The sequence below is a fragment of the Microbacterium sp. Root1433D1 genome, assembly GCF_001426835.1.
Classification (GTDB): Bacteria; Actinomycetota; Actinomycetes; order Actinomycetales; family Microbacteriaceae; genus Microbacterium; species Microbacterium maritypicum.
In genome coordinates, this window is sequence record NZ_LMFN01000004.1 from 151,036 (window position 1) to 177,125 (window position 26,090).

General features: G+C 68.2%; 30 protein-coding genes. 16 read left to right on the top strand and 14 right to left on the bottom strand.

Annotation, left to right across the window (positions count from 1 at the left end; genetic code table 11):
* Window positions 1–80: 80 nt before the first annotated feature.
* The 3 genes from ASD13_RS16390 to ASD13_RS16400 are packed head-to-tail and all read left to right on the top strand — an operon-like array spanning window position 81 to window position 1,548.
* Window positions 81–266, top strand: a complete 186-nt coding sequence (locus tag ASD13_RS16390) for a hypothetical protein (RefSeq protein ID WP_055871606.1) — start codon at window positions 81–83, stop codon at window positions 264–266.
* Between the two features lie 21 nt (window positions 267–287).
* On the top strand, window positions 288–764 hold the full coding sequence (locus tag ASD13_RS16395; protein WP_055871610.1) for a MarR family winged helix-turn-helix transcriptional regulator: 477 nt from the start codon (window positions 288–290) through the stop codon (window positions 762–764).
* Window positions 757–1,548, top strand: coding sequence for a DNA alkylation repair protein (locus ASD13_RS16400; protein ID WP_082531546.1), 792 nt, complete (start codon window positions 757–759; stop codon window positions 1,546–1,548). The genes ASD13_RS16395 and ASD13_RS16400 overlap by 8 nt, the downstream gene beginning before the upstream one ends.
* Window positions 1,549–1,597: 49 nt before the next feature.
* Here ASD13_RS16400 and ASD13_RS16405 read toward each other — a convergent pair whose 3' ends face one another.
* Complete coding sequence (locus tag ASD13_RS16405; RefSeq protein WP_055871613.1) at window positions 1,598–2,566, bottom strand: GNAT family N-acetyltransferase; 969 nt, start codon at window positions 2,564–2,566, stop codon at window positions 1,598–1,600.
* 149 nt (window positions 2,567–2,715) lie between these two features.
* On the opposite strand from ASD13_RS16405, the gene ASD13_RS16410 reads away from it, so the two are divergent.
* The gene (locus tag ASD13_RS16410) at window positions 2,716–3,354 is read left to right on the top strand and encodes a hypothetical protein (RefSeq protein WP_055871616.1); all 639 of its coding nucleotides are present in this window, start codon (window positions 2,716–2,718) and stop codon (window positions 3,352–3,354) included.
* Between the two features lie 30 nt (window positions 3,355–3,384).
* Here ASD13_RS16410 and ASD13_RS16415 read toward each other — a convergent pair whose 3' ends face one another.
* The 4 genes from ASD13_RS16415 to ASD13_RS16430 all read right to left on the bottom strand — a co-directional run bounded on the left by ASD13_RS16415 (window position 3,385) and on the right by ASD13_RS16430 (window position 6,461).
* Window positions 3,385–3,645, bottom strand: coding sequence for a hypothetical protein (locus ASD13_RS16415; protein ID WP_055871620.1), 261 nt, complete (start codon window positions 3,643–3,645; stop codon window positions 3,385–3,387).
* 306 nt (window positions 3,646–3,951) lie between these two features.
* Window positions 3,952–4,755: an SDR family oxidoreductase gene (locus ASD13_RS16420; protein WP_055871622.1), complete on the bottom strand. Its 804-nt coding sequence runs from the start codon at window positions 4,753–4,755 to the stop codon at window positions 3,952–3,954.
* Window positions 4,752–5,255: a MarR family winged helix-turn-helix transcriptional regulator gene (locus tag ASD13_RS16425; protein WP_055871625.1), complete on the bottom strand. Its 504-nt coding sequence runs from the start codon at window positions 5,253–5,255 to the stop codon at window positions 4,752–4,754. Before ASD13_RS16425 ends, ASD13_RS16420 begins: the two co-directional genes overlap by 4 nt.
* 54 nt (window positions 5,256–5,309) lie before the next feature.
* On the bottom strand, window positions 5,310–6,461 hold the full coding sequence (locus ASD13_RS16430) for a calcium:proton antiporter (RefSeq protein ID WP_055871628.1): 1,152 nt from the start codon (window positions 6,459–6,461) through the stop codon (window positions 5,310–5,312).
* Between the two features lie 256 nt (window positions 6,462–6,717).
* Here ASD13_RS16430 and ASD13_RS17765 point away from each other — a divergent pair, with 256 nt between their 5' ends.
* Window positions 6,718–6,852 (top strand): hypothetical protein, encoded by a 135-nt coding sequence (locus ASD13_RS17765; protein ID WP_017829963.1) that lies wholly within the window; start codon window positions 6,718–6,720, stop codon window positions 6,850–6,852.
* A gap of 57 nt (window positions 6,853–6,909) precedes the next feature.
* Here the strand turns inward: ASD13_RS17765 and ASD13_RS16435 are convergent, their stop codons facing one another.
* From ASD13_RS16435 to ASD13_RS16445, 3 genes are all read right to left on the bottom strand, one after another.
* The gene (locus ASD13_RS16435) at window positions 6,910–7,890 is read right to left on the bottom strand and encodes an SRPBCC family protein (RefSeq protein ID WP_055871631.1); all 981 of its coding nucleotides are present in this window, start codon (window positions 7,888–7,890) and stop codon (window positions 6,910–6,912) included.
* Window positions 7,887–8,132 carry a hypothetical protein gene (locus ASD13_RS16440; RefSeq protein ID WP_055871634.1) on the bottom strand — a complete coding sequence of 82 codons (246 nt, stop codon included), beginning with the start codon at window positions 8,130–8,132 and terminating at the stop codon, window positions 7,887–7,889. The genes ASD13_RS16435 and ASD13_RS16440 overlap by 4 nt, the downstream gene beginning before the upstream one ends.
* A gap of 88 nt (window positions 8,133–8,220) precedes the next feature.
* A complete protein-coding gene (locus ASD13_RS16445) occupies window positions 8,221–9,045 on the bottom strand; it encodes a shikimate 5-dehydrogenase (protein ID WP_268776192.1) in 825 nt (274 codons plus the stop codon).
* Window positions 9,046–9,668: 623 nt separating this feature from the next.
* Between ASD13_RS16445 and ASD13_RS16450 the strand changes: the two genes are divergently transcribed.
* Window positions 9,669–9,875 carry a cold-shock protein gene (locus ASD13_RS16450; protein WP_017203899.1) on the top strand — a complete coding sequence of 69 codons (207 nt, stop codon included), beginning with the start codon at window positions 9,669–9,671 and terminating at the stop codon, window positions 9,873–9,875.
* Between the two features lie 134 nt (window positions 9,876–10,009).
* Here ASD13_RS16450 and ASD13_RS16455 read toward each other — a convergent pair whose 3' ends face one another.
* Window positions 10,010–10,675, bottom strand: coding sequence for an HAD hydrolase-like protein (locus tag ASD13_RS16455; protein ID WP_055871637.1), 666 nt, complete (start codon window positions 10,673–10,675; stop codon window positions 10,010–10,012).
* A gap of 145 nt (window positions 10,676–10,820) precedes the next feature.
* On the opposite strand from ASD13_RS16455, the gene ASD13_RS16460 reads away from it, so the two are divergent.
* The gene (locus ASD13_RS16460; protein ID WP_055871641.1) at window positions 10,821–11,312 is read left to right on the top strand and encodes a hypothetical protein; all 492 of its coding nucleotides are present in this window, start codon (window positions 10,821–10,823) and stop codon (window positions 11,310–11,312) included.
* 11 nt (window positions 11,313–11,323) lie between these two features.
* Here ASD13_RS16460 and nucS read toward each other — a convergent pair whose 3' ends face one another.
* Together nucS and ASD13_RS16470 are read right to left on the bottom strand one after the other, a co-directional pair.
* Window positions 11,324–12,019 (bottom strand): endonuclease NucS, encoded by a 696-nt coding sequence (nucS, locus tag ASD13_RS16465; RefSeq protein WP_055871644.1) that lies wholly within the window; start codon window positions 12,017–12,019, stop codon window positions 11,324–11,326.
* Between the two features lie 57 nt (window positions 12,020–12,076).
* Window positions 12,077–12,952: a GAP family protein gene (locus ASD13_RS16470; protein WP_055871647.1), complete on the bottom strand. Its 876-nt coding sequence runs from the start codon at window positions 12,950–12,952 to the stop codon at window positions 12,077–12,079.
* Between the two features lie 115 nt (window positions 12,953–13,067).
* Between ASD13_RS16470 and ASD13_RS16475 the strand changes: the two genes are divergently transcribed.
* Together ASD13_RS16475 and ASD13_RS16480 are read left to right on the top strand one after the other, a co-directional pair.
* Window positions 13,068–14,264: a sensor histidine kinase gene (locus ASD13_RS16475; RefSeq protein ID WP_055871650.1), complete on the top strand. Its 1,197-nt coding sequence runs from the start codon at window positions 13,068–13,070 to the stop codon at window positions 14,262–14,264.
* Window positions 14,261–14,908, top strand: a complete 648-nt coding sequence (locus tag ASD13_RS16480; protein ID WP_055871653.1) for a response regulator — start codon at window positions 14,261–14,263, stop codon at window positions 14,906–14,908. The genes ASD13_RS16475 and ASD13_RS16480 overlap by 4 nt, the downstream gene beginning before the upstream one ends.
* Window positions 14,909–14,911: 3 nt before the next feature.
* Here ASD13_RS16480 and ASD13_RS16485 read toward each other — a convergent pair whose 3' ends face one another.
* Complete coding sequence (locus ASD13_RS16485; protein WP_055871656.1) at window positions 14,912–16,150, bottom strand: MFS transporter; 1,239 nt, start codon at window positions 16,148–16,150, stop codon at window positions 14,912–14,914.
* 60 nt (window positions 16,151–16,210) lie between these two features.
* On the opposite strand from ASD13_RS16485, the gene ASD13_RS16490 reads away from it, so the two are divergent.
* Window positions 16,211–17,272 (top strand): LacI family DNA-binding transcriptional regulator, encoded by a 1,062-nt coding sequence (locus tag ASD13_RS16490; protein ID WP_055871659.1) that lies wholly within the window; start codon window positions 16,211–16,213, stop codon window positions 17,270–17,272.
* Window positions 17,273–17,293: 21 nt separating this feature from the next.
* Here ASD13_RS16490 and ASD13_RS16495 read toward each other — a convergent pair whose 3' ends face one another.
* Window positions 17,294–18,793: a hypothetical protein gene (locus ASD13_RS16495; RefSeq protein WP_055871663.1), complete on the bottom strand. Its 1,500-nt coding sequence runs from the start codon at window positions 18,791–18,793 to the stop codon at window positions 17,294–17,296.
* A gap of 119 nt (window positions 18,794–18,912) precedes the next feature.
* Here ASD13_RS16495 and ASD13_RS16500 point away from each other — a divergent pair, with 119 nt between their 5' ends.
* The 6 genes from ASD13_RS16500 to mnhG are packed head-to-tail and all read left to right on the top strand — an operon-like array spanning window position 18,913 to window position 25,270.
* Window positions 18,913–21,882, top strand: coding sequence for a Na+/H+ antiporter subunit A (locus tag ASD13_RS16500; RefSeq protein WP_055871666.1), 2,970 nt, complete (start codon window positions 18,913–18,915; stop codon window positions 21,880–21,882).
* Window positions 21,882–22,481 (top strand): Na(+)/H(+) antiporter subunit C, encoded by a 600-nt coding sequence (locus ASD13_RS16505; RefSeq protein ID WP_055871667.1) that lies wholly within the window; start codon window positions 21,882–21,884, stop codon window positions 22,479–22,481. Before ASD13_RS16500 ends, ASD13_RS16505 begins: the two co-directional genes overlap by 1 nt.
* Window positions 22,478–24,028 (top strand): Na+/H+ antiporter subunit D, encoded by a 1,551-nt coding sequence (locus tag ASD13_RS16510; protein WP_017829978.1) that lies wholly within the window; start codon window positions 22,478–22,480, stop codon window positions 24,026–24,028. The genes ASD13_RS16505 and ASD13_RS16510 overlap by 4 nt, the downstream gene beginning before the upstream one ends.
* Entirely contained in the window at window positions 24,028–24,618 is a 591-nt protein-coding gene (locus tag ASD13_RS16515; protein ID WP_017829979.1) for a Na+/H+ antiporter subunit E, read from the top strand. The genes ASD13_RS16510 and ASD13_RS16515 overlap by 1 nt, the downstream gene beginning before the upstream one ends.
* A complete protein-coding gene (locus ASD13_RS16520; RefSeq protein ID WP_017829980.1) occupies window positions 24,615–24,884 on the top strand; it encodes a monovalent cation/H+ antiporter complex subunit F in 270 nt (89 codons plus the stop codon). The genes ASD13_RS16515 and ASD13_RS16520 overlap by 4 nt, the downstream gene beginning before the upstream one ends.
* Window positions 24,881–25,270 carry a monovalent cation/H(+) antiporter subunit G gene (gene mnhG / locus ASD13_RS16525; RefSeq protein WP_046748040.1) on the top strand — a complete coding sequence of 130 codons (390 nt, stop codon included), beginning with the start codon at window positions 24,881–24,883 and terminating at the stop codon, window positions 25,268–25,270. Before ASD13_RS16520 ends, mnhG begins: the two co-directional genes overlap by 4 nt.
* Before the next feature lie 15 nt (window positions 25,271–25,285).
* Here mnhG and ASD13_RS16530 read toward each other — a convergent pair whose 3' ends face one another.
* The gene (locus ASD13_RS16530) at window positions 25,286–26,047 is read right to left on the bottom strand and encodes an alpha/beta fold hydrolase (RefSeq protein WP_141385580.1); all 762 of its coding nucleotides are present in this window, start codon (window positions 26,045–26,047) and stop codon (window positions 25,286–25,288) included.
* Between the last annotated feature and the right edge of the window lie 43 nt (window positions 26,048–26,090).

Here is a 26,090-nt window from a genome sequence, read left to right on the forward strand (position 1 = left end):
ATGCCCCTCCCTCAGACCGATGCGTCGAGCAGTCGGCCCGGCGACGATGGGAGTGTCCCCTCCCCTAGAGAAGGCGTCCCGTGACCTCACGCACCCCAGCCCTCGATTCGCTCGCGCTCGCCGCCGTCGGTCTCAGCACCTCGGCGCTCGCGCTCGCCGCCTGTGCTTCCCCCGCCCCTTCCGAAACCTCCCCTGCGGGTGTCGGATCGTTCGATGCCGAGACGGTCGAGAACTCGCCGGAAGAGGCGCGGTCCGGGATTTCGTAAGCCGCCTAGTAATCTGGGGGGATGACGGATGCAGTGGGGACCAAGCAGGCGCTCCTGCTGTCGCGACTCGGCGACGACGAGGCTGCGCGCTTGGTGATGACGGTGCTCACGACCGCGCGGCGGATCGACGCGGCCTGCGCGGAGCTGCTCGCTCGACACGATCTGTCGGAGGGGCGGATGGCGGCCCTCCTCGCGGTCTCCGCCGAGGAGGGGATCACGCCACGGCTGCTGGCGACCCGGCTCGCCGTGACCTCGGCGACCGTCACGGGACTTCTGGATCGACTCGACCGCGACGGGTTGATCGAGCGACACCCGCACCCGACAGACGGGCGCACGCACACGCTCGTGACGACCCTCGCCGGCGAGCGGCTCATCGCCGAGCTGGTGCCGGTCTACGCCGAATGGCTCCGTCAGCTCGGGGCCGGGATCAGTGCCACCGATCGCGACCGCGCTTCCCTCGTCTTGGCGGCGATGCAGCGGAACCTCGGCGATGAGTAGAACAGCAGGAGGACGGGCGGCCCGCACATCGCCCGGGGCCGACGCGGAGCACCTGAGCGCACTCGATGCGGGCCTGGCAGCGTCGAGGACGTTGTCCGACGCGCTCGCGATAGATCACACGACTCTGTTCCGCAACGTCTTCCCCGACGCCGACGCTGCCCTGAGTGCCGAAGTCGCCGAGGCGCAGCAGCTGGGCATCCTCAAGCGGATGACCCGCATCGGTGCCGCGCTCGCGATCCGCTGTGATTCCGCCGAGGTCGACGACATGGCCGCGCACCCGTCCGACACCGTGCGCGGGTGGGCATGCTTCCTCATTGCTGCGCAGCCGTCAGTCACTCCCGCCGTGATGCTCGATCGACTCCGACGGTTCGCCGACGATGAGCACTTCGCGGTCCGCGAGTGGGTGTGGATGGCAGCGCGCCCTGTGCTCGTCACCGACCTCGACGCCAGCATCGACATGCTCGCCGCGTGGACCGGCGACCCTTCCGAGCGCGTTCGCCGATTCGCCAGCGAAGCGCTGCGGCCGCGAGGCGTGTGGGCCGCCCACATCGCTGCGCTCAAGAAGCAGCCGGAGCGCGGAGAGCCGATCCTGCATCCTCTGCGCGACGATCCTTCCCGCTACGTCCAGGATTCCGTCGCCAACTGGATCAACGACGCGGCGAAGACCCGTCCGGACTGGGCCGTCGAACTCTGCGACCGCTGGGGCGCCGCCAGCGACGATGCCGCTACCGCTCGCATCATCACGCGCGCACTGCGCTCGCTCGATCGTTCTTCCGCGGGGTGAACGGCGAGGGCCCACAGTCGGCCTTCAGCCCCGAGGGTCCACGAGATCGTCAGCCCAGCGGGCCCTCGAGGATGGTGAGCACGTCGACCTCTTCGAATCCGACCGATCTGTTGAGGGCGAGCATCGGCGCGTTCGTCAGGGCCGTGTAGGTCTGCAGAAACCGCGAGTCCGAGCTCTCCGGGAGGCTCATGAGACGACGGAGGTTGGCGACCTTCAACGCGCGGCCGATCCCACGACCACGAACCCGTTGCGCGACGAAGGTGTCGTCCTGAAGGACGATCTTCGGATCCGGCCGTGACAGCAGGATCTCGGTGTACCCCACGGCCTCCCCGTCCGCGCGCGCCACGCTCCGCACCAGGGCATACCCCTGTTCGGACATGCGCTCCTCGTTCCGGCGAACGGCCGCGACGTCGGCGGGCGCGGGGGTCCGTGTCAGGTCGCCCATCGGCACGTCCTCCGACATGTGAGCGCGAAGCCTCGCCCAGTCATCGAGCAGCTCATCCGGACACGCGCCCACCCAGGAGACGATGTCGACGTCTGCGAGTGCAGTCGGGAGCCGGTCGAGTGTCTTCGTGGAGACCGGGAGATCGACCACCTGGCGACTCTCGCGGACGCCCACCTGGAGCCCTTCGGAGCGTGCGAACGAGACCCCGGCATCGGAGTACGTCTCGGTGCGCATCATCGTGGCGGTGCCGCGCAGCGCGTTTCGGATGGCGTGGAGCAGCGCACGTGCGACGCCGCGGTGGCGGAAGGCGTCGAGAACCGCGATCTCGACGTCGGCAGGTTCGCCAGGATGCACGTGCGCTTCGGCCGCCCCGACCGGCACCTCGTCGATCTCCGCGAGCAGCAGCACTAAGCGGCGAGTCGGATGCGGGCTCTGGAACTGCAGGCGCGTCGCCTCGTCGCTGCGGGACCACACCTTCTGCCGCCCGGCCGAGTAGCCGTCTCGGAGGATGCCGTTCCACCTGAGAAGCTCAGCGACGTCGCGAGGATCGACATCCCTGATCCGGATGCTCATCAAAGGTCACGACGCTCTCGGTGTTCGCAGACGGACAGGTGCACGATCCAGGTTGCCATACCGCCGAGTCGTTCTCCCCTCTCGTGCGGCCGGGCGGTGTCTGAGATGGTGGATGCGGGATGTGCCCCTGAGTGACGAAAGGGTGAGCGATGAGCGGACCTGATCTCCCGGTGATCGGGGTCGAGGACGCGTCATCACGGTGGTCGACGTGGTGGCTGGCATCCGGAGCGCTGTTCATCACGTCGGCCCTGTTGGCCGCGTTCCGCAGTCTTCCCGGGACGCTCGACGTCGATGCCCTCGCGATCATCTCGACCGCATCGACCTTGGCCTTCAGCCTCGCGCTGGTCGCCGCTGGTATCGGAGCTGCGCGCCGCGATGACACTCTTCGACTTTCCAGAGGGGGGATCGTCTCCTTGTTCCTCCTCGCCGTCTGGCTCCCTGTGGGGCCGCCACTTCTGATGGTCTCGTTCGACTTCACCTCGGCGGTGCCGGTCTACGTGAACGCCCTCGTGAAGTTGGGGCTGTGCGGTGTGATCGTCGCCGGGGTGCTCCGCAGTTCGCTGGCGAAGCCGTGGCGGTTCATCCCTGCGATCGCGCTCGCCGCCGTGGTGCTGGGGTCGTTGATGGAGGTCGCGATGATGTCGGGCAGTGTCTCCGACCAGAACGCGATGATCCTCGTCTCCAATGTGCTGATCCTGACGTGCATCCTCGCCACCGGGGCGCTGGGTGCCGTTGCGCTCAGGGCTGCTCGCGCACGGGCGGGCTCGGTGGCCGTGTTCGGAGGATGACGGTCCTCACGGCACCCGCTCGTAACCCGCTCAGGGCGAGGTGTGCACACCCAGCTCGCTGGTGTCGCGGAGCCCGTGCGCGTCGAGGTAGGCGCGGATCGTGTCGTGGACGATGCGGATCTGTGCTTCGTTCCCCATCGCGGCCCGCATGGCGTCCATCGTGGGTGCCGGCTTGCCGTTCACCCGGTCCAGCGCCTCCCAGACGATGTCTTCGCGGGAGCCGCGGCCCATCGAATGCGGCATCGAGCTGAACACCGGGTTGGGCTTCCAGTCGTTTCGGTTCTCCTCCATCAGCGATTCCTCTCCTGTCTTCGGGTGCCCCTGAATGCGGGCGCACTCGGTCCTGTGCGCGGGCACGCCGAACACACCCGGGGTGGCGATGCTGCCCCCGATGGACGACGCGCTGTCCGGCGGCCAGACCCTTCCCCAGTGAGGCCGGATGCCGGTGGGAAGAAGGGGATGTGGTCGTCCGGTTCTCTTCGAGAGTACACCTTATTTTGAGTCGCTAAAAATAAGGAGATGACGGGACAAGAGGAAGATGCTGAAAAGGCCCGGTCCGCAGCGGGATCGGGTCTTTTCGTCGCGTGGCGTGGCGGGTCAGTCGCGCGGGGCGTCGTTCCAGGACCAGATGTCGTCACCGCGCAGCACCGCGTCGGCGCCGCCGTCGCAGTAGATGGTCTGGCCGGCCATGTGAGTGTTGGCCGGGCTCGTCAGCCACACCAGCAACTCGGCGATCGAGGATGCCGGCTGGTGGTAGTTCAGCGGCATCGGCACGGCGGCGTCGACCTGCGCCAGACCCTCCGGGCTGGCCAGCAATCCGGCGGTCATCGCCGTGGTGACGGTGCCGGGGGCGACGGCGTTGAGGGGGATCCCGGCGCCGGCCCAGGCTTCGGAGACGGATTCGCGGCGGACCCAGCGTGACAGGGCGCGCTTGCTGGAGGAGTAGTTGAGGAACCCGCCCTCGGCCGTGACGGCGAGCTGTTCGCCGATCTCGAGGGCTCGGCTCTCGTCGCCGTCCAGGGCCGCATCGACGAGGTCCGCCGACACCGGCTGCAACGATGCCATCGATGAGACCACGGCGGCGCGCGGCTGGTCCGCCAGACTCAGTTTCGGCAGCAGCGCGGTGAGGAACTCTGTCACGCCGAAATAGTTGATGGCCATGGTCTTGGCGATCGGTGCGGCGATTCCGGCGCAGGCGATGATCGCATCGATGCCGCCGTCGGCGGCGGCGAGAACGGCGTCCGCCGCAGCGATCCGGCCGGCGGGTGTCGAAAGATCACCCGTGACCTCCACTCCGCCCAGGTCGACCCCGATCACGGTGTGTCCCTGGGCGCGAAGCAGTTCGGCGGTCGCGGCACCGATGCCGGATGCGGCGCCGGTGACGACGTAGGTGCGGGTCATGTTTCCTCCTGGGGTGATGAGACGTGGTCGGATGACGACGGGGATGCGGTGGCCCTGGATGTCGATTCGGGAAGGGCGGCGACGAAGCGGCTGAGATGGGCCTGGAACTGGGCGATCTCGTGCGCGGACCAGCCGGTGAGCGCGCCGCCGACCATCTGCTGCCCGGAGGCGACGAGGCGGGCGTAAGCGTCTCGGCCCGCATCCGTCAAGCGCACCTCGACCGTCCGCCCCGTTCGTACGCGATCGAAGAGCCCCCACGCCGACATGCGCGACACCAGCTTCGACGTCGTCGGGCGTGACATCGCCGCTCGGTCGGCCAGTCGACTGAACCCGAGGGAACCGCCGTGCATGCCGACCACGTACAGGGCTCGTACCTCGATGGCGTCGAGGGATCCTCCGACGCTCGCGGCCACCTGTGTCTGCAGCTCGCCCTGCGTCCACTCCGCGACCACGCGAACCAGTGCCTCGCGGATGTCTTCGATCTCGTCATCGACCGCCATGACACTAAGGATATCAGTTCAGTTGCGTGCGGCAACTATCCGGATGGGCCGCGCTCAGCTGAAGAGGACCACCAGGTAGACCGCGAATGTCACGAGGTGTGCAGCGCCGTGCATCGCGGTCACCCTCTTCGCGGCGAAGGTCGTCACCGACAGCAGCAGCGTGACGCCGAGCATCAGCAGATTCGCCGGCGATTCCGCGAGCACGACGGTCTGGCCGGTGAACATGCCGATGATCAGCACCGCCGGGATGGTCAGGCCCACGGTCGACACCAGCGCGCCATGACAGAGGTTGCTCACGCGCTGGGCCTCACCGCCGAGCGCGGCGCGCACCGCAGTGATCGACTCCGGAAGGAACACGATGCCCGCGATGAGCACACCGGCGAGGGCGACCGGGGCGCCGAGGCGGCCCAGCCCGTCGTCGAGCAGCGCCGCCATGTCGTGCGACAGCAGCACGATGGGGATCACGGTGACCACCAGTAGCGCGAGGCGCACGACGACCTCCGTGCGGTGCGCGGACAGCACCTGGCGGATCCCGCCGCTGGCCTCGCCCTTCTCCTGGTCCTCCACGGTCTGGAGAAGACGCGGATCGACCTCGGTGAAGTCGCTCGCCTGCGCGCCCATCTGCCGGTAGAGGAAGAAGGCGTAGAGCACGAGGGTGAGCACGATGATCGGGATCTCCTGCGCCGTCGTGTACGAGCCGTCCGTTCCGATCAGAGCGGGGAGGCCGAACGCGAGCGCGACCAGCGCCACCAGCATCGACAGATACGCCGACGTGCCGGTGCGGTTGTGCGCCATGCCGCGGTGGCGGAGTCCGCCGAGGAGGAGTGCGAGCCCGATGACGAGATTGAGGATGATCATCGCGACGGCTATGACCGAGTCGCGGGCGATGGTCGCGTGCTCACCAGGACCGAGCATGACCGCGGAGATGAGGATGACCTCGATCAGCACGATAGACAGGGTCAGCACGAGCGAGCCGTACGGGTCGCCGAGCCTGTGGGCGAGGGCCTCGGCCTGTTTGACGACACCGAACGCGCAGACGAGGATCACGACGATGATCGCCCCGAGCGCGATCACGAGTACCGGCACGGGCACAGGGGGTTCCAGAACCGGGTGGAAGAGGAGGAGGGCCGCGAAAGCGCCCCATCCCAATGCGACGCGGACGATATCGGTGACGCCGATCAACTGCTTAAGCTCCGTGCGTGACATCGCCGGACTCCTTCGAGGTGGGGCCGTCCCCGATCTGCCTCACCGTCGGAGGTCGTCCTCCGTCGTCGTTTCCCGCCCCACGGTAGCAAACCGCGTCGGCGCTGTGGTGTTGCGGCGGGAACATTCCGAAAACGGCATGAAAGCCACGAGCACTGAGCGGTGTGTGTTTTTTCCCGGTCAAAAGGAAATTTGACTTCCCCTGGTTCCGGGCTATGGTCGGAGGTTACGCCAGCCACCGAAGGGGAAGCGAGTAACCATGTCCGGAAAGTCCATCCAGGGTCGCGACAGCAAGAAGGCGCCGCAGCTCTCGCTCAAGGAGAAGCGAGCTGCGAAGCGGGAGAAGAACGCCCCGGCCGAGTTCATCAAGCCTCGCAAGGGCGCGAAGGGCTGATCGGATTCGGTCCGGCGGGCGCATCCGCGTGGTGCGCCCGCCATGGGGGTCGCAGGGTCAACGGAAGACGCGGGTGATCCCACTCTCCATCTGGGTGAGCTGGATGTAGACGAGGAGACGGTGGAGCGGCTTCAGGAGGGCGCGCACCAGGCGCCGGCCACCACGGCGTTGCGTTGCCTCCCACGTGAGGGTCGCGCGGATCTGCGTTCCACCAGCGGCATGTTCGAGTTCGAAATCGACGAGCCTCGGATTCGATCGGACGGCGTCCGGGTAGGAGAAGCGCCACCGGATGAGGGCGGGCTTCTCGCACTCCACCAGCTCGACGCGCTGTCGCCGGAACTCCTCCTTCACGCGCACGGGTCTGCCGTCCGGGGCTTCTGTCGTGGACTCCGCCTCCCACGGCCCGGTCGTGTCATGGTCGGCATGGATGGTGCCCACTGCCGGATCCCACTCGGGAATCCGGCCGGCGGATGACAGCAGAGCCCAGACGTCTTCCCGCGAAGCCGGGGCGAAGAGGGAGCGCGTGCCGGACAGCGTGTGCGTGTCGGGCGCCTGCAGCGGCACCAGTCGCAGTCGCTGCACTTCATCCAGGCGAGCGCTGAGGATCTCCGGGTCGACGTCGATTCGTCGCAGGATCTCCTGGATGAGACCGCTCGGTTCGTCGATGAGGGTGCGCAGCACCGCAGCGGAGTCGCCGTGTCGATCCCCGCTCGATGCTTCCTTCAGGACAGCGAGCGCCCGTTCCGTCCACTCATATCCCGAGGTCTCGTGGAAGACGATGCGACCGAGACCGTCGGTGTCTGAGGCGATGCCCACGAGCTCGAGTTGAGCTGCGTGCTGTGCCGCGACCGCCGCGCGGGCCGTATCGAGGCCGGCGCCCATGCCGCGCAGGATCTGCCCTCCCGTGTCGGGATCGATGGTCAGGGCGAGGAGCAGATGATCGATGTCGGCGTCGCGCACTCCGAAGCGTGAGGCCTCCTCCATGGCGGCCAGCGACAGGGTGTGCATCGTGGCGGCGGCGTGGGTGAATCTGCTCATGAGCTCCTCCGGGGAACGGCGATGGTCGGATCGATCCGCTTCGCGTGCTTCTTGTGCACTGCCTGGCGGGTGACGCCCAGGGCATCGGCGATCGCCTGCCAGCTCATGCCGGACCGCAGTGCGGCTTCGACCTGGCGCAATTCGAGTGCGTCCGCGAGCGTGCGCAGCGATGCCACCGCACGCAGGCCTGCACGCGGGTCGGTCGTGTCCGCGGCGATCTGTGCGACATCGAGGGATTCCATGTCGTCAACCTACGTTGCTAACGAGGCGCTGTCAACTTACGTTGCTACGCGTGCGTCAGACGCGGTCTCCGCGATCAGAACGCTCCGATCACGCGTTCCCGGCGCGCATGAACTCCTCGGCCTCGCGCACCTGCTCCGCCGACGGCCGGATGCCGGTGTACAGCACGAACTGCTCCAGTGCCTGCAACGTTGCGACCTCGGCCCCCGTGATCACGGGGGTGCCTGCGGAGCGCGCGGCGGCGATCAACGGCGTCTCCGCGGGAAGAGCCACGACATCGAACACCACGGATGCCGCGGCGATCGCCTCTTCCGAGAACGCGAGCGTGTGCTCCTCCGCGCCACCGGCCATGCCGATCGGGGTGACGTTGACGAGGATGTCTGCGGTGGCGTCTCCGACCTCGGCCAGCCAGGAGAAGCCGTAGAGGTCGGCGAGCATACGGCCGTTCCGCTCGTTCCTGGCGACGATCGTCACGCGCGTGAATCCGGCGTCGCGGAACGCGGCGGCGGTGGCCTTCGCCATCCCTCCCGACCCACGCAGCAGCACCGAGGCCGCGGGATCGAGGCGATCACGTTCGATGAGCTGCGCGATCGCGGAGTAGTCGGTGTTGTGTGCGGTGAGCACGCCGTCATCGTTGACGATGGTGTTGACGGAGTCGATCGCGCTCGCCGAAGGGTCCATCCGGTCGACGAGGGCGATGACGTCCTCCTTGTAAGGCATCGAGATCGCGCATCCGCGGATGCCGAGTCCGCGCACGCCTGCGATCGCCTGGGAGAGGTCAGTGGGGGCGAAGGCCTTATAGATCCAGTTCAGCCCGAGCGCCTCGTAGAGGTGGTTGTGGAAGCGCGTGCCGTTGTTGCTCGGCCGTGCCGAAAGCGAGATGCACAGCGTCATGTCCTTGTTGAGCAGAGTCACCGGATCAGGCTACTCGCGAGCCGGACGTCGCGTGCGATGTCGCCGACGCGACCATCCGTGACACACCTGGACGAGACCCGCGGACCCCTCAGGGTCAAGTCCCGACCGCGCCGGTCTCGCCCGGGTGAAATTCGATGGCGGGACGGCGCTTCCTCCCCTATGGTGAAGGTGCATGCACGAGGGGATTGATCGTCTACGTCTCTCCCCACGAGGCGGCGGCCCACCCCAGGGGCAGACGATCTGTGCGTGCGATTGGGCCCTCTCGAGTAGTTCAGTCCCCAATGGGCTACTCGAGGGGGCCGCTATCGTTCGCCTTCGCGACGAAGTTCAGATTTGTCCCCCAAAAGGGGGACAAGGGCGTCGAAAAGGAGCTAAGCTGTCTCTGACGCACCCTCCGGTCGTCTTCGGCCCTCATCGCTCCCCCCGCGGTGAGGGCCACACCATTTTCTGGGCGCCTTCTGGGCCGTGCGCCTCCGAACGCGCCGGATGACGGCCGCGTGCCGCTCGTGCAACATTTGGATTACCTTCTTGCAGGTGCTATTCCGCTCGGGGCCTCCTCCACTAGCGTTAGCGATGTCGGGGCATCCCTGCGTCGGCTTCTTCACCAGCAGAACAGGCAGTACATGAGCACCCAGGGCACGGTTAAGTGGTTCAACTCGGAGAAGGGCTTCGGCTTCATCTCCCCCGACGACGGAGGCGCTGACGTCTTCGCGCACTACTCCGCCATCCAGTCATCCGGCTACCGGTCTCTCGAAGAGAACCAGCGAGTCGAGTTCGATGTGGCGCAGGGCCCGAAGGGCCTGCAGGCAGAGAACATTCGCCCCGTCTGAGACGGGCGAGACACAGAACTCCCCACCGGATCGCGTCCCGATGCGTCATCCGGCGGGGAGTTCTGTGCTTTCCGGGTCCGATTCGGCTCCCTGCACGTGGCGTGTGGTCTGCAGGTCGCGCACCAGCGCGCCGGTCAGGTCAGCAGCAGAGAGCGGAGTTCGGCCACGGAGGCCACCCGGAACGCGGCTTCGTCACCCTCGTGGGCGTCGCTGAAGCCCCACTCGACGAAGATCACCGGGACGTCGTTGGCGTTGCCACCCTCGACATCGTGGTGCCGATCGCCGATGAGGACGGGGCGTGAGGTGTCGGCGCCGTGCTCGCGCAGCCGACGAAGAGCTTCGGCGACGATGTCGGTCTTCGAGGCGAGGGTCGACTCGTCGGGCGTTGCCCCGACGGTCGTCAGGAATGCGGGCCGGAGTCCGAAGTGGTCGACCAGTGCGTCGACCTGGTTCTCGGGCTTCGAGCTGGCTGTCGCCTGCGGCATTCCCGTAGCGTGCAGTTCGTTGATGAGGTCCACCACGCCGGGGTAGGTCGCGGCGTCGGTCGTGTAGCCGTCGGCCTTGCCGAGCGTGCGGTAGAAGGCGACCGCCTCGGCGGACTGCTCCGGCGTCATGCCCGCCTGGTCCTGGAAGGACTGGAACATGGGCGGGCCGATCCAGTGCACCAGTTCCTCGCGTGTCGGTGCCGGACGCCCGAAGTGGGTGAGCGCGACATTCAGCCGGCGAAGGATGCCGACGGACGCGTCGACGATGGTGCCGTCGACGTCCCACAGCACGCAGGAGTAGGGGGAGTGAGGCATCTCTCCAGCCTATGGGCCGGGACGGCGATGGCCGCTCTTCCTGCACAGGTGTGCAACTGAGTCAATTCTGCACGCCTCATGTGAACGCCTAGTGTCCACATATAAGGTCGTGACAACGGTGGATTCGCGGGCGAGAATAGGGGGCATGTACGTGTCGGTGGAAGTCATCACGATGCTGGCGACAGCAGTGACGCTACTGGTGGCGATCATCAGCGGTTTCGGTTGGATGATCAACCGGATGGACGCGCGATTCGCGGAGGTGGTGGCGACGTTCAATGCGCGGTTCGAAACGCAGGACGCGAAGTTCGATTCGCGGTTCGAAACGCAGGACGCGAAGTTCGATGCGCGGTTCGAAACGCAGGACGCGAAGCTCGATGCGCGGTTCGAAGCGCAGGACGCGAAGTTCGATGCGCGGTTCGAAGCGAAGGATGCGAAGCTCGATGCGCGGTTCGAAGCGCAGGACGCGAAGCTCGATGCGCGGTTTGAAGCGCAGGACGCGAAGTTCGATGCGCGGTTTGAAGCGCAGGACGCGAAGCTCGATTCGCGGTTCGACCGTATCGAGCAAGAGATCGTCGAGGTGAAGATCGCGATCGCGCGCCTTGAGGGCCCGACACCCCGGCTCATCGCCGCGCGCTGACGGGCGACGCCTCAGAACAGGCGGGGGATGCCCGACTCGATGCCCTTCATGTCGTCGTAGTCGAGCACCAGGCAGCGGATTCCGCGGTCCTCAGCGAGCACGCGTGCCTGCGGCTTGATCTCCTGCGCGGCGAACACACCCTGCACGGGGGAGAGGTGCGGGTCGCGACCCAGAAGTTCGAGATAGCGGGTCAGCTGCTCCACGCCGTCGATGTCGCCGCGTCGCTTGATCTCGACCGCGATCGCGGCGCCGTCGGCATCGCGCACCAGAAGGTCGACGGGGCCGATGGCCGTCGGGTATTCGCGGCGCACGAGCGTGGCGCCCTCGGAGATGCGCTCGACCTGCTCGGCGAGAAGTCGCTGCAGGTCGGCCTCCACGCCGTCTTTCTGGAGCCCGGGATCGATGCCCAACTCGTGCGAGGTGTCGTGGATGATCTCGTAGATCTGCACACGCAGCGCATCGCCGGTCTTCTTGTGCGTGACGCGCCAGACTTCGACCACGCCGGCGCTGGCCTCTTCCTCGCCCGGCTCTTCGCTCGAGAGCGAACACGGCGGGCTCATCCAGTTGAGCGGCTTGTAGCTGCCGCCGTCGGAGTGCACGAGCAGACTCCCGTCTCCCTTGTGCACGAGCAGACGCGTGGCAAGCGGGAGATGGGCATTGAGCCGACCGGTGTAGTCGACCGAGCAGCGGGCGATGACGAGACGCACCCGTCGAGCCTACTTCGTCGGGGGGTGCGCCGCGGTCGCACTCCGCGGGCGCGGCGGTCATCGGTCGAGGAAGGATCCGATCGCCTGGAAGAGCCCGAGCTCGGTGGCGGCGGAGCGCGCGATGAGGAATCCGATGATGCCGATGATCCATGCGGTGTTCTCGGCGCCGGTGCGCTCCATCCAGGCGGCGAATCGTTCGAGCGGCCTTTGCACCAGCGGGGCGGCGACCAGGCGGAGGACGAGCAGCACGACAGCGGGCAGGATCATCAGCGCGCAGTAGCCGACGAGCGAGAGCACGCGCAGCGGGGTGTCGATTCCGGCATCCGCGAGCATCGTCATCGCGACGATGTAGGGAAGCATGGTGGCGACCTCGACTAGCCCTGCCGCGACAGCCACGGCCATCACCGCGGTGCCGCGGGTGCGGGGGTCGAGCAGTCGCTCCCGCCACCGGGTGATGCGACCGGTGCGCGCCCGAGGCTCCGCCACTGCGGCTGGCGCAGGAGGCGGGGTCGTGATCGACGATCCGCTCGCCTCGTGTGCGGTCGGCAGGTCCGTTCCCGGCAGGACCGACGCGGAGGCGGGCAGCGAGGCGGACAGGGAGGCCGCTGCGGCACTCTTGTCACCGGTCGGCATCACGAAGGCGGTGATGAGGAGCGCTCCGCCCACGAGGAGGCGGATGATCAGTCCGGCGGGCGAGGCCAGGAAGTCGGACGCGACGTCGACGAGGTTCACCAACCCCCAGAGGAACAGGAGGCCGACGAGCAGGTAGAACGCGGCGATCGTCCCCAGGTACAGCAGGATGCGTCGGGCGTGCACCCGCCCCGGATGCAGGAGCAGGAAGACGGGGATGAGGAGTGTGCCGACGCTCAGCCCGTCGATCAGCGCCAGGAGAGCGAGAGAGAAGGGGAGCGGCAGTCCGCCGAAGAGTTCCATGTCTCCACGCTCGCCGAGCCGGGGCCGCGGCGGATCGGGCGAAAGTACCGTTCCCTCCGACCTCCTCATCCCTTCGTCGGATGCGCGGTGGCGCGCACCGTGATTGCATGAGGGCATGCACGAGCAGGTCGAAGGCGGATTCGGCGCCTGGTACCGTCGGCACCGCTGGTGGGCGGACCCGTTGGGGATGGCGCTCCTGTCGGTCGTCATGGCCTGGTTCGGGTTCCGCGGGATCTGGGGTCCGTTCTCGATCCTCCAGGAAGCCGTCTCCCCGTGGTGGTCGCTGGCGCTCGCCCTGCCCGCCTGCGCCCTCGCCCTCGTCAAGAGGCGCCTGCCCGTGACGGTTCTCGTGCTCGTCACGCTCCTGTTCGTTGTCGATCTGCTCACCGTCGGGGGCATCGGCACCCTGGTGGTGCTCCTGGACGTGCTGTGGACGGCGTCTTTCCTCGCGGGGCCGCAGGGGCGACGGGTGCTGCTCATCGCGCTGGCCCTGTCGACGGCCGTGCTGTTCCTCGTCGCCTGGCTCTTCACCGATGTGTCGCTCGCCGTGGCCTTTCTCATCGGGGTCCAGTTCGGTGCGATCTTCGGTACCGACTACTGGTGGGCGGTGGCCGTCTCCCAGGCGCACGAGCTCGCCGAGCTGCACCGCCAGCGTGCGGAGGCCGCGGCTGCCGTCGCCGAGCGTGACCGCGCCGAGGCGGTGCAGCGGGAGCGCGAGACGATGGCGAGGGAGCTGCACGACGTGGTCGCAGGTCACGTGATGGCGATGGCGATCCGGGCCGAGGCCGCACTGTCGACCGTGCCCGACCGCACGGCGGACCGAGAAGCCCTGCAGGCCGTGCGTGATGCGGGGCTCGATGCCCATGGGGCGCTGCGATCCATGATCTCGGTGCTTCGGCGAGGCGACGGCACCCTCGCCCCCACGCCGCGGTGGGCGGATCTCGGGGCAATCGTGCAGGAGGCGGAACGTGGAGGGCTGGTGGTGCGCATGGTCGTCGATGACGTCGACGATCTCGGAGCGGCACGCGAACAAGCCGTCATCCGCATCGTGCGGGAGGCGCTGAACAACTGCGTCCGCCATGCGAGCGGTGCCGACGTCGAGGTCGGGATCCGTGGGAGCAGCGCCGAGGTGCGGGTGGAGGTGCGCTCGCGTGGTGGCGTCGCCAGCCGTGCAGCCGCCCACGGCGACGAGGGCTGGGGGCTGCAGATGCTGCGGGAACGCGTCGGCGCACTGGGTGGTGTCTTCGCAGCGGGTCCGGTCGCCGGCGGATGGTCGGTCCACGCCCGGATCCCGAGGGAGGCGACGGCATGACGGCTCCGACTGTGCTGCTGGCGGATGATCACGGCGCGATCAGGGCGGGGCTGCGCATCATGCTCGAGGCGCAGGGGATCACCGTGGTCGGGGAGGCCGCCGACGGCGACGTCGCTGTGCGCAATGCCGCGGCGCTGCGTCCCGACGTCGTCCTCATGGACCTGCGGATGCCGGGGCGAGACGGGATCTCAGCGACCAGGGAGATCGTCGAGCGCGGTCTGGGCGATGTCCTGGTCCTGACGAGCTTCGACGAGGACGACCTCGTGTTCGGAGCGATCCGTGCCGGCGCGGTGGGCTTCCTGCTGAAGACGGTCGACGCTCCCGCTCTCGCACAGGCCGTGCGCGCGGTCGCGGCGGGGGAGGGCGCGCTGGATCCGCGGGTGACCCGACGCGCGCTCGCCGCGGCCGCCCAGAGTGCGATGCCGTCGGTGCCCGTCTCGCGTCGGGGGGATTTCTCCGACCTGACGGTGCGGGAGCAGGAGGTGCTCGACGGGATACTGCAGGGGTGGTCCAACGCCCAGCTCGCCGCGAGGCTGCGCATCTCGGTGCCCACGGTCAAGACGCATGTCTCGAACGTGCTCACCAAACTCGGAGCGCGCAGCCGCTCGCACGCCGCGGCCCTCGTGCGGGGTCGCGAGGGCTGAACGTCAGTCCTGTGACGCCGTCGTGACCGGGATCTTCTCGTCTTCGCGCAGCGGACGCGCTGCACCTGAGAACAGTCCGGACATCACGACCAGAGCGACCAGGATGAACAGGGTGTTCAGCAGGCCGATGTGCTCGCTGATGATTCCGAGGACGGGCGGTCCGCCGAGGAACGCGATGTAGCCGATCGTGGCCGCAGCGCTCACCCGGGCGGCCGCCTTCGCGGGATCGTCCGCCGCGGCGGACATGCCCAGCGGGAAGCCGAGCGATGCGCCGATACCCCACAGCGCCGCCCCGACGAGCACGAGCGGGAAGGTGGGAGCGAGGATGAACAGCAGGATGCCCGAGGCCGCCGCCACTGCGAGGACGCGCAGCACCAGGACGCGTCCGAACCGGTCGACGAGGGGTCCGCCGAACAGGCGCACGACGGTCATGCCGACCGAGAACACGGCGAGCGAGACGGCGCCGGTGCCCTCGGCGAAGCCGTGACCCTGTTCTGTGCCCAGGGCGATCCAGTCGTTCGCGCCGCCCTCGGCGAACGACATGCCGAGCATGACCACGCCGATCAGGTAGGTGCGAGGTTCGCGCCAGGCTTCGAGCGCGGTGTGCATGCGTGCGCGGAACGCCGGCTTCTCGTGCGGCGCCGGGTCGAGGGCGGCCTCGCGCACGGGCACCTGGAAGAAGCAGACGACGGCGATCACGGCGATCAGTGCGCCCATGATCGCGGCGTGGGTGGCGACGTCGATCGTGAGCTGTGCCGCGAGGGCGCCGATCCCCGCGCCGATGACCGTGCCGAAGCTGAAGAACGCATGGAAGACCGGGAGGATCGTCCGGCCCATCTGCTGTTCGATCGCGGTCGCCTCGACGTTCATCATGACGTCGACCGATCCGTTGCCGAAGCCGAAGAGCACCATGCCGATGAGGACGACGGGGACCGAACCGAAGACGTTGGCGCCCAGCCCGACGAGCACGATGCCGAGCGCGAACGTCAGCATCGTCAGCAGCATCCCGCGTCGAGCACCCAGGCGCGCCATCACGGCCGGGCCCGTCGAGATGCCGACGATCGACGACACGCCCATGCCGAGAAGGATGAGACCGACCTGCGCGTTGTCCAGACCCAGCGCCTCTTTGATCCCGGGGACGCGTGACGCCCAGGTCGCGATCGAGAGGCCGCTCGCGAGGAAGATGGCGAAGATCGCGGCGCGCCAGCGCACGAACTGCGAACGGGAGAGGGCTGTTTCCATGTCGGACAGCCTATCGAATCGATTCGACCCGAGGGAAGCGAAGGGAGCTATCCTCGAAGTATGAGCAGTCAGGAGACGCCGCGTCGGCCCACGATCGCCGACGTCGCACGCGAGGCGGGCGTGGCGACATCCACCGCCTCGATCGTCTTCAGCGGCAAGGCGAACGTGGCGGCTGCCACACGGGAGCGTGTGCTCGCCGCCGCTGCCGACCTCGGTTACGCCGGTCCGGATCCTCGCGCGGCATCCCTGCGCCGCGGACGCAGCGGTATCGTCGCCGTCGTTCTCGAAGGGCATCTGCGCGCGGCATTCCTCGACCCGGTGACCACGGCCATGATGGACGGGCTCACCGACGGGCTCGCCGACCTCAGCGCCGGCATCCTTCTGATGCGGGACGAGCCGGGGGAGGAGGGTGCCGCGATCACGCACGCACCCGTCGATGCCTTCGTGCTGATCGGCTGCTCCGGGCGGACGAAGGCCTCGCTCGAAGTGGTCGTCGGTCGTGGTCTGCCTGTCGTCGTGATCGAAGGCGATGCCGGAGGGGAGATCCCGCGCATCACCCTGGACAACGTCGCCGCCTCCGCCGACGTCGCGCGACACGTTCACGATCTCGGCCACCGCGATGTCGCCCTGGTCACGCTCCCGCTCGACAGCGAGCGGGAGCGGGCCGCGGTGAGCCCGGAGCGGATCGCGAACGCCACCGTCGACGTCACCGTGCATCGACTCGAGGGGATGCGCCAGGTGTTCCCCGACGCCCCGGCGATCTCGGCATCCGGCAGCCTCATCGACGAGGGGGTGCTGGTCGGCAGGATGCTCCTGACGGACCCCGCCACTCGACCGACCGCCGTGCTCGCACAGAGCGACCTGCTCGCCGTGGGGGTGATCCGCGCGGCGGAGGAACTCGGGCTGCGCGTGCCCGAAGATCTCTCCGTGGCCGGTTTCGACGGCATCGAGGTCGATGGACTCGGCGGTCTCACCCTCACCACCAGCGTGCAGCCGGCCGTCGAGAAGGGCCGCGCGGCGGGGGAGCAGGTCGCCCGCATGCTCGGCGGTGAGCCCGGGATGACGCAGCACCTCACATGTGTGTTCCGCGCCGGCACGACGACCGGCCCCGTTCCCCGCTGAGCGGCTGGGACGACCGTCGCCTCAGCTGTGCTGCGGGCCGAGCGGCACAGTGGCGTCGCCGAAGTCGATGATGCGATATCGACCGCAGCCGATCACCTCGTCGGGGATCTCCGATGTGGGAAGACGCCACTCGACGGTCTGCGCATCCTCCACGAGGAACGACACCTCGCGGGCCTCGAAGTCCTCTCGGTTCACGAGCCATGCATAGCCGTTGAGCTCATGATCGACCTGCACGAGACGGGCGGGATCCTCCACATGCAGCTTGGGCAGGCGCACCGTCCAGAACTGGCCGGCACCGGTGCGACCCGAGGCGTTCACCCAATCGGTCACGCACGTCAGATCGGGATCGGGGCTCGCGCTCGCGCCGACCAGCCGGGGAACGCTGAGCGCGCCGCCGATCAAGAGAAGCGCGGACACGGTGGCCGCGACGACGGACTGCACCCGGAACGGCGCTCGCCAGGAACGCGGCGCCGCCACCAGGGCGAGCACCGGGGCGAACGCGAGGGGCTGCAGGTAGCGGGCGGCGTGCGTGCCCAGGACGATCGCGCCGATGATCACGAGGACGGGCATGGTCCACGCGACGGTGGAGACGAACCGCGACCCGAAGTCTTCCGCCCGTGCCGTGCCCACGACCGCGAGCACGATGAGCGCGATCACGATCAGAATGCCGATCACCCCGGCCGGCGTCCCCGCGCGCGTGGTGAGGAGGGCTCCGTAATACCCCACCGACTCCGTCCACTGCTCGGGCTGGATGTAGTCGGCTCCGGTGTTGCTGATCCATGCCCGAAGCGGAATGCGACCCAGGAAGCCGAGGGCGGTGCCGGTGATGAGCGCGACGAGGATCATCGTCGGGCGGATGCGGTGGGGCGCGCGAGGGAGCATCAGGGCGAGGACCAGGGTGATCGGAACCGTTGCCCAGACGGCGTAGAGCGGGTTCGAGAGCGTGGCGATCGCGGCCGTGGCGCCGAGGACGACCAGGAGCGCTCCACCGAATCGATCCCGGTCGACGAGCCGCCGCACCAGGCCGACCGACAGCACGACGGCGACGACGGTCGCCGAGTAGTAGGTCGTCGTCAACACGAGGGATGCGAGGTCCAGAGCGTCCCTCGATCCCGACACGTCGGTCATGGCCAGGACGCCGAAGGTCACCAGTCCCACGAGAGCCCACGCGACCGGAGCCGTGCCTTTCCGCCGCCGGCCCGCGACCAGCCGGAGGGCACCGTAGAGCGCGAGTATGTTGATGACGGCATTGACGGCGAGTAATCCGTTCACGTCGAGCGGAAGCAGCGTGTCGAGGCCGGCGAACACCGCGGACTCGGGCAGGAACAGCACGCTCGACATCGCCCAGTCGAGGGGTGCACCTGAGAGGACGGATCTCGCGAAAAGAGCCACGATCAGGGAATCCCCGTCACGGAACAGCAGCTCAGAGCGAGCGGACGAAGCGACCTGTGCCGCCGTGATCAGCGCGACGGCCAGCGCCCCCGACCAGCCCGCGAGCTCTCGAACCCAGACCCGCCGCATGGGCCTACTCTCGCACGATCGTGCAACGGTGGACCTCAGGAACCTCTCGCGCCGGTAAACTGTAGGTACACCCGCCCGCCTGAGCCAAACGGCCGACGAGCCCTGAGGGAGCCGCGTATATGCTGATGCTCCTCGCTGTGTTCCTCCTCGGGTCGCTGTTGATGCCCGTTCTGGTGCGCTGGCTCGGAGCTCAGGCCTTCGCGATCGCCGCCCTCGTTCCGACCGTCGCCTTCGTGCACGCGCTGGTCATGACGCCGCAGGTGCTCGACGGGCCGGTACCGTTCGAATCGGTCGAGTGGATCCCCCAACTGGGTCTGAACCTCTCCATGAACATGGACGTGCTCGGGTGGGTGCTCACCCTGATCGTCACGGGCGTCGGCGCACTGGTTCTCCTCTACTGCCGCTGGTACTTCTACGAGGACTCGGCGGGCGTCGGGCAGTTCGCCGGGGTGCTGCTGGGCTTCGCGGGCGCCATGTACGGACTCGTCCTGACCGACGACCTGGTGATCCTCGTGATGTTCTGGGAAGTCACGAGCATCCTCTCCTATCTCCTCATCGGTCACTACCGCCGTCGCGCGGCCAGCCGTCGTGCGGCGCTGCAGGCCTTGCTCGTGACCACGCTCGGCGGCCTCGTCATGTTCGTGGGCGTCGTGCTGCTCGTGGTCGACACCGGAACCTCGAGCATCCGCGAGATCCTCGCGATCGCGCCCAGCGGGCCCCTCGTGGATGCCGCGATCGTGATGCTCTTGATCGGAGCGATCAGCAAGTCGGCGCTGTTCCCCTTCCACTTCTGGCTTCCCGGCGCCATGGCCGCTCCCACGCCGGTGAGCGCCTATCTGCACGCGGCCGCGATGGTCAAGGCCGGCATCTACCTCATCGCCCGCTTCGCACCGATCTTCGCTTTCAGCACGACGTGGCGCCCGATCGTCATCACCCTCGGCATCGTGACGATGCTGCTCGGCGGCATCCAGGCGCTGCGCGAGACCGACCTCAAGCGCATCCTCGCGTTCGGCACGGTCAGCCAGCTCGGCTTCTTCGCCATCGTGGTCGGCTACGGCACGCAGGCGACCGCGCTCGCGGGACTCGCCCTGGTCATCGGGCACGCGCTGTTCAAGTCGGCGTTGTTCCTCATCGTCGGCGTCATCGACCGTCAGCTGTCGACGCGTGACATCAACGAGCTCTCCGGTGTCGGGCGGCAGGCGCCGGTCATGGCGACAGCGGCATTCATCTCGGTCGCCTCGATGGCCGGCATCGCCCCCACCATCGGCTTCGTCGCCAAGGAGTCGACTCTCACGGCCCTCCTCGACGACGCGCAGGGCGGTTCTCCCTGGGGCCTCGTCGCCCTGATCGGGATCGTCCTCGGATCCATGCTCACTGCGGCATATGGCGTGCGCTTCCTCTGGGGGGCGTTCTGGAAGAAGCGCGACGAACAGGGTGGGCAGCTGCCGGACACGGCGTGGCCTGACCCGCCGGTCGGCTTCCTGTCCGCACCGATCATCCTCGCCGGCGTCACACTCGCCGCGGGTATCGGCGCCCCCGCACTCGACACGGCTCTGCAGGGCTACGCCCTCACCGCGACACCCGGGCTCGACCACGCCGGTGAGGCCGTCGAGGGGCCCGGCCACCTCGCGCTCTGGCACGGATTCGAACCCGCACTGGGCATCTCGATCCTGTCGATCGTCCTCGGCATCGGGCTCTTCCTGCTCACTCGGAAGACCGGCTGGGACCGCAAGGCGCGGTTCCTGCGCTTCACCGCGGCCGACGTGTACTACCTCGTCATGCGCGGGGTCGACCGGCTCTCGGTGCTCAGCACCACGCTCACGCAGCGCGGTTCGCTGCCGGTCTACGTCGGCACGATCTTCGTCGTGTTCGTCGCCGCCGAGGTCACGGCGCTGATCGCGAGCGACATCGATCGGTACCACTTGTCGGCCTGGCACACCCCGGCGCAGATCGTGGTCGCGCCGATCATGGCGATCGCCGGCGTCTTCGCCGTCCGCGCGCAGAAGCGGTACACCGGGGTGGTGCTGGTCTCGGTCACCGGCCTCGGCATGGTGGTGCTGTTCGCGACGAGCGGCGCCCCTGACCTCGCGCTCACGCAGATCCTCGTCGAGACGGTGACGATGGTCACCTTCGCGCTCGTGCTCCGTCGCCTCCCCGCACGCATGGGTGAGCACAACGCCTCGGTCGGACGCATCCCCCGGGCGCTGCTGGCCATCGGGGTGGGCGTCACGATGGCCTTCGTCGCGGTCGTCGCCACCCAGTCCCGTGTGGCCACCCCGATCTCGGAGGCCTTCCCGAGGCTCGCGTACGAGATCGGCCACGGCAAGAACGTCGTCAACGTGGCGCTGGTCGACCTGCGTGGCTGGGACACCATGGGCGAGCTCTCGGTGCTGGTGCTCGCCGCGACCGGTGTGGCCTCCCTCGTGTTCGTCACGCACCGCGCCGACCTGCTCGCCGCCACCAAGAACCTCCCGCGCGCCACGCGCAAGGCCGCGCGCAGCCGTCCGCTCGTCGAGACCACCGAGGGCATCCGCTTCCAGACCTCCGAGAACGAGAGCAGTCCCCGGGCCTGGCTCGTCGGCGGGCAGAAGATGAAGCCCGAGAACAGATCGATCCTGCTCGAGGTGATCGTCCGCATCCTGTTCCACACCATCATCGTGGTGTCGATCTTCCTGCTGTTCGCCGGTCACAACCTGCCCGGCGGCGGCTTCGCCGGCGGTCTCGTCGCCGGCATGGCCCTGGTGATGCGCTACATCGCCGGCGGTCGCTGGGAGCTGGGCGCCGCGGCTCCCACCGATGCGGGTCGGCTGCTCGGCACCGGCCTCATCCTGGCCGTCGGCACCGCCGTCGTCCCGCTGTTCTTCGGCCTGGCGCCCCTGACCAGCACCTTCTGGGAGTGGGAGATCCCCGGCATCGGGCACATGGAGTTCGTCACCTCGACCATCTTCGACGTGGGCGTGTATCTCGTCGTGATCGGCCTCGTGCTCGACGTGCTGCGCAGCCTCGGTGCCGAGGTCGACCGTCAGGCGGCACTTCGCACCACGCCGGGTCCTGAAGGATTCCTCTCCCGGGGCGGGAGGAGCAGCTGATGGACGTCTCCCTCACCCTCATCGTCATCATGGCCATCCTCTTCGCGTGCGGCGTGTACGCGATGCTGGAGCGCAGCCTGACCCGCGTGCTGATCGGCTTCCTGCTGCTCGGCAACGCCACGAACCTGCTGCTGCTGATCGTGATGGGCGTCCCCGGCAATGCCCCGTTCTTCGGGACGGAGGGCGAGATGAGCGATCCGCTCCCGCAGGCGCTCACCCTCACCGCCATCGTGATCACGTTCGCGGTCTCGGCATTCCTCCTCGCCCTGATCTACCGCTCCTGGCAGCTGGGCCAGGCCGACACGGTCGAGGACGACGAGGCCGACATCGCGCTCCGCGAGCGCACCGACGCCGACGAAGACCTCATGGACGACGAGTCCGAGACCGACGACGACGAGGCGACGACGGACTTCGTCGGCGTGCAGACCGCGCCGATCACGGTTCTGCACATGCGCGACCACCCGTCGATCCACGACGACGCGCCCTTCGACGCTCCGACCGGATGGGGGAGCGAACCCGTTGCGCCCTCAGACGAGGGCCGTGAACCGAGCCCCGACGAACCCCATGACCGCGACGAGAACGAGGAGGGCAGGCCATGACCGCCCTCGTCCCGCTCCTGGTCGCGCTACCTCTGCTCGGGGCCGCCGTCACGCTCGTGTTCGGTCGGAACCCGCGCCTGCAGGTCGTCGTCACGGTCGCGACCCTCGCTGCCGTCTCGGTGATCGCCGCCGTGCTCCTGGTCGTGGTCGACTCCGGTGCGCCGCTGGCGGTGTCGGTCGGCGGCTGGCCCGTGCCCTTCGGCATCGTGCTCTACGTCGACAGGCTCGCCGCGCTCCTGGTGCTCATTTCCAGCATCGTGCTGCTCGCGGTGCTGCTCTTCTCCATCGGCCAGGGCGCCGCGGACGGCACCGACGAGACCCCGATCTCGATCTTCAACCCCTCGTACCTGATCCTCGCGGCCGGCATCTTCAACGCCTTCATCGCGGGCGACCTCTTCAACCTCTACGTCGGCTTCGAGATCCTGCTCGTCGCCTCGTATGTGCTGATCACGCTCGGCAGCACCGAATCCCGCATCCGCACCGGCGCCGTCTACATCGTCGTCTCGCTGGTCTCGTCGATCCTGTTCCTCGCGTCGATCGCGATGATCTACGGGGCTCTCGGCACGGTCAACATGGCTCAGATCGCCGAGCGGATGTCGGAACTCCCGCAGGAGACCCAGCTGGTGCTGCACCTCATGCTCGTGGTGGCGTTCGGCATCAAGGCGGCCATCTTCCCGGTGTCGTTCTGGCTGCCGGACTCGTATCCGACCGCACCGGCTCCGGTCACGGCGGTGTTCGCCGGCTTGCTGACGAAGGTCGGCGTGTACGCGCTGATCCGCACGGAGACGCAGCTGTTCGCCTCGAACAGCATCGACACCGTGCTGCTGATCATCGCCCTCGCGACCATGATCGTCGGTGTGCTCGGCGCCGTGGCGCAGGCCGAGCTCAAACGAATCCTGTCGTTCACTCTGGTGAGCCACGTCGGCTACATGATCTTCGGTCTCGCGATCGCGACGCCCGCCGCGATCGGCGCCACGGTGTACTACATCGTTCACCACATCGTGGTGCAGACGACTCTTTTCCTCGCCGTGGGGCTCGTGGAACGTCGAGCGGGAAGCACGTCGATCCTGCGCGTCAAGGGACTGCTGAAGGTCGCGCCCCTGATCGCCATCCTCTACTTCGTGCCCGCGATCAACCTCGGCGGCCTGCCGCCCTTCTCGGGGTTCATCGGCAAGTTCGCGCTGTTCGAGGCGGCGGCGTCGGTCGGCACTCCGATCATGATCGTGCTGATCTTCGGCGGCATCGTCACGTCGTTGCTGACCCTGTACGCCCTGATGCGCGCCTGGAACCTCGCCTTCTGGCGCGAGGAGGAGGACTCTACCGAGACCGAGGGGCGCATCTCGTACCTTGGCAATGCACCGGCCGCCGATGAGCAGCAGGAGCGTCGCCGCATCCCGAAGATCATGACCCTGGCGACCGGCGGCATGGTCGCGGTCACACTGGCCCTGACGATCTTCGCTGGCCCTCTCTACGCACTGTGCGACCGCATCGGCGCCTCGTTGCTGCAGCCCGTGAGCCTCGTGCAGCTGGAACAGGAGGTGGGCTGATGGCGCGTGACACCCGACGTCACCTCTGGCGCGACATCCGCGTGCAGCTGCCGTTCCTCGCGTGGCTCGTCGTGCTCTGGATGCTGCTGTGGGCGCAGTTCACCGTGCTGTCGTTCCTCACCGGACTCGTCGTCGCGATCTTCGTCACCCGCGTCTTCCGCCTGCCGACCGTCGCGCTCTCGGGCCGGATCAACCTCTGGTACGCCGCGCTGTTCGTGGTGCAGTTCCTGTTCGCCGTGCTGAGGGGCGCCCTCTCGGTCACGGTGCAGGTGTTCGACTTCCGTCGTCAGCCGGGCACGGCCATCATCGCGGTGCCGCTGCGCTACGCCGACGACCTGGTGATGACGCACGTCGCTGTCGTGTCTTCGCTGATCCCCGGATCCCTGGTCGTTGACACCGATCGCGATCGGCAGATCCTCTATCTGCACGTGATCGGCGTGCGCGACCTCGACGACGTCGAGAAGCAGCGCGCCGGGGTGCTCCGCTGGGAGCGACGCGTCGTGCGAGCCCTCGGCGACCCTGCTCAGTACCGCGCCCTCAAGGCTGACGAGCGTGCGGGCGTCGGAGCGACGAAGGGCGGTGCCCGATGAACATCCTGCTGCTGTTGATCATGGTGGTGTTCGGCCTCGCCGCCGTCCTCGCCCTGATCCGCATCGTGCGCGGGCCGTCGATCCTCGACCGCGCCGTCGCCTCCGACGTGCTCCTCACCGAGGTGATGTGCGTGATCGGTGCCGAGATGGCCATCAACGGCCACACCCGCAACATCCCCGTGCTCCTGATCATCGCGGCCGTCGGAGTGTTCGGGTCGATCGCCGTCGCCCGGTTCGTCGCGAGAAGGGACAACACGACACCATGAACGTGTTCGGTCTCATGATCCCCGATGCCGTCATCGACGTGGCGGTGCTGGTGCTCATCCTGCTCGGCGCCGTGCTGTGCCTGTCGGCGGCCGTCGGGCTGCTGCACTTCCGGGATGTGCCGTCTCGTCTGCACGCGGCGACCAAGCCCCAGGTGCTCGGACTGCTGCTCATCTGCATCGCGATCGCATTGTCGCAGCGTTCGATCGGCGGCATCCTGCTCGGCTTCGTGCTCGTCGCCCCGGTCGTGCTCATGCAGTTCGCGACCGCCCCGCTCTCGGCGCACATGGTCGGGCGGCAGGCCTACCGCAACGGCACCATCGAACAGCGGGGCCTCGTCGTGGACGAGCTCGCCGAGTCGAAGCAGACCCCGCCCGCCGCAGGCTGACCCGCGGCCACCGTCTCAGAGGCGGGCGGTGAACTCGTGGATCAGGCGCGCCGCCGGCTCGGAGTCGCTGATGAGCGTGCCGTGACCGTGGTCGGGGATGACCTCGAGGTCGGCGCCGGGGATGGCGTCGATGATCTCGCGGCACCAGCTCATCGGGGCGAGCGGGTCGCTCTCTCCTCGCAGCACGAGCACGGGGCACTCGATGCGCACGAAGGCGTCTTCGGGCTCGTGCACGATGGTGGCGCGCATCTTGCGGAAGAGGTGGGGGCCGCCGCGGAGGTACTCCCTGGCTCCGCGCCAGAGGACGAGCGGTCGTTCTCCGACGAGGTCGGTCAGCAGATACCGCGCCTGCGCGCCGATGTTGCGTGCCGCCTTGTTGACGGTCGGGCCGGCGAGCACCACCGCCTCGACGAGGGACGGATGCCGCGCGGCGAGCTCGGCCGCGATCTGGCTGCCCATCGAGTGACCGATCACCACGACGGGGCCCGAGTCCACGTGTCGGAGGTAGGCGGCGACGAGGTCGGCGTGCCGTTCCATCGTGAGGGTCCGCGTGGGCTCGGGCGCTTCGCCGAAGCCGGGCAGATCGACCGCGATGACCCGCCCCTCCAGGCGCTGCACGACGTCGAGGTAGACGCTGCGACCCATGCCGATGCCGTGCAGGAGAAGGTACGTGTGCGGTCCGTCGCCGAACGTCTCGGCGATGAGCGTCGCACCTCCGTGCTCGAACTCCAGGAGCGTGACGGAGGTGCCCTTGGGGGCGAGATAGCTGGATGGCACCCACCAACGGTAGCCGAGCATCCTGAGGCGCCGCTCGGGACGC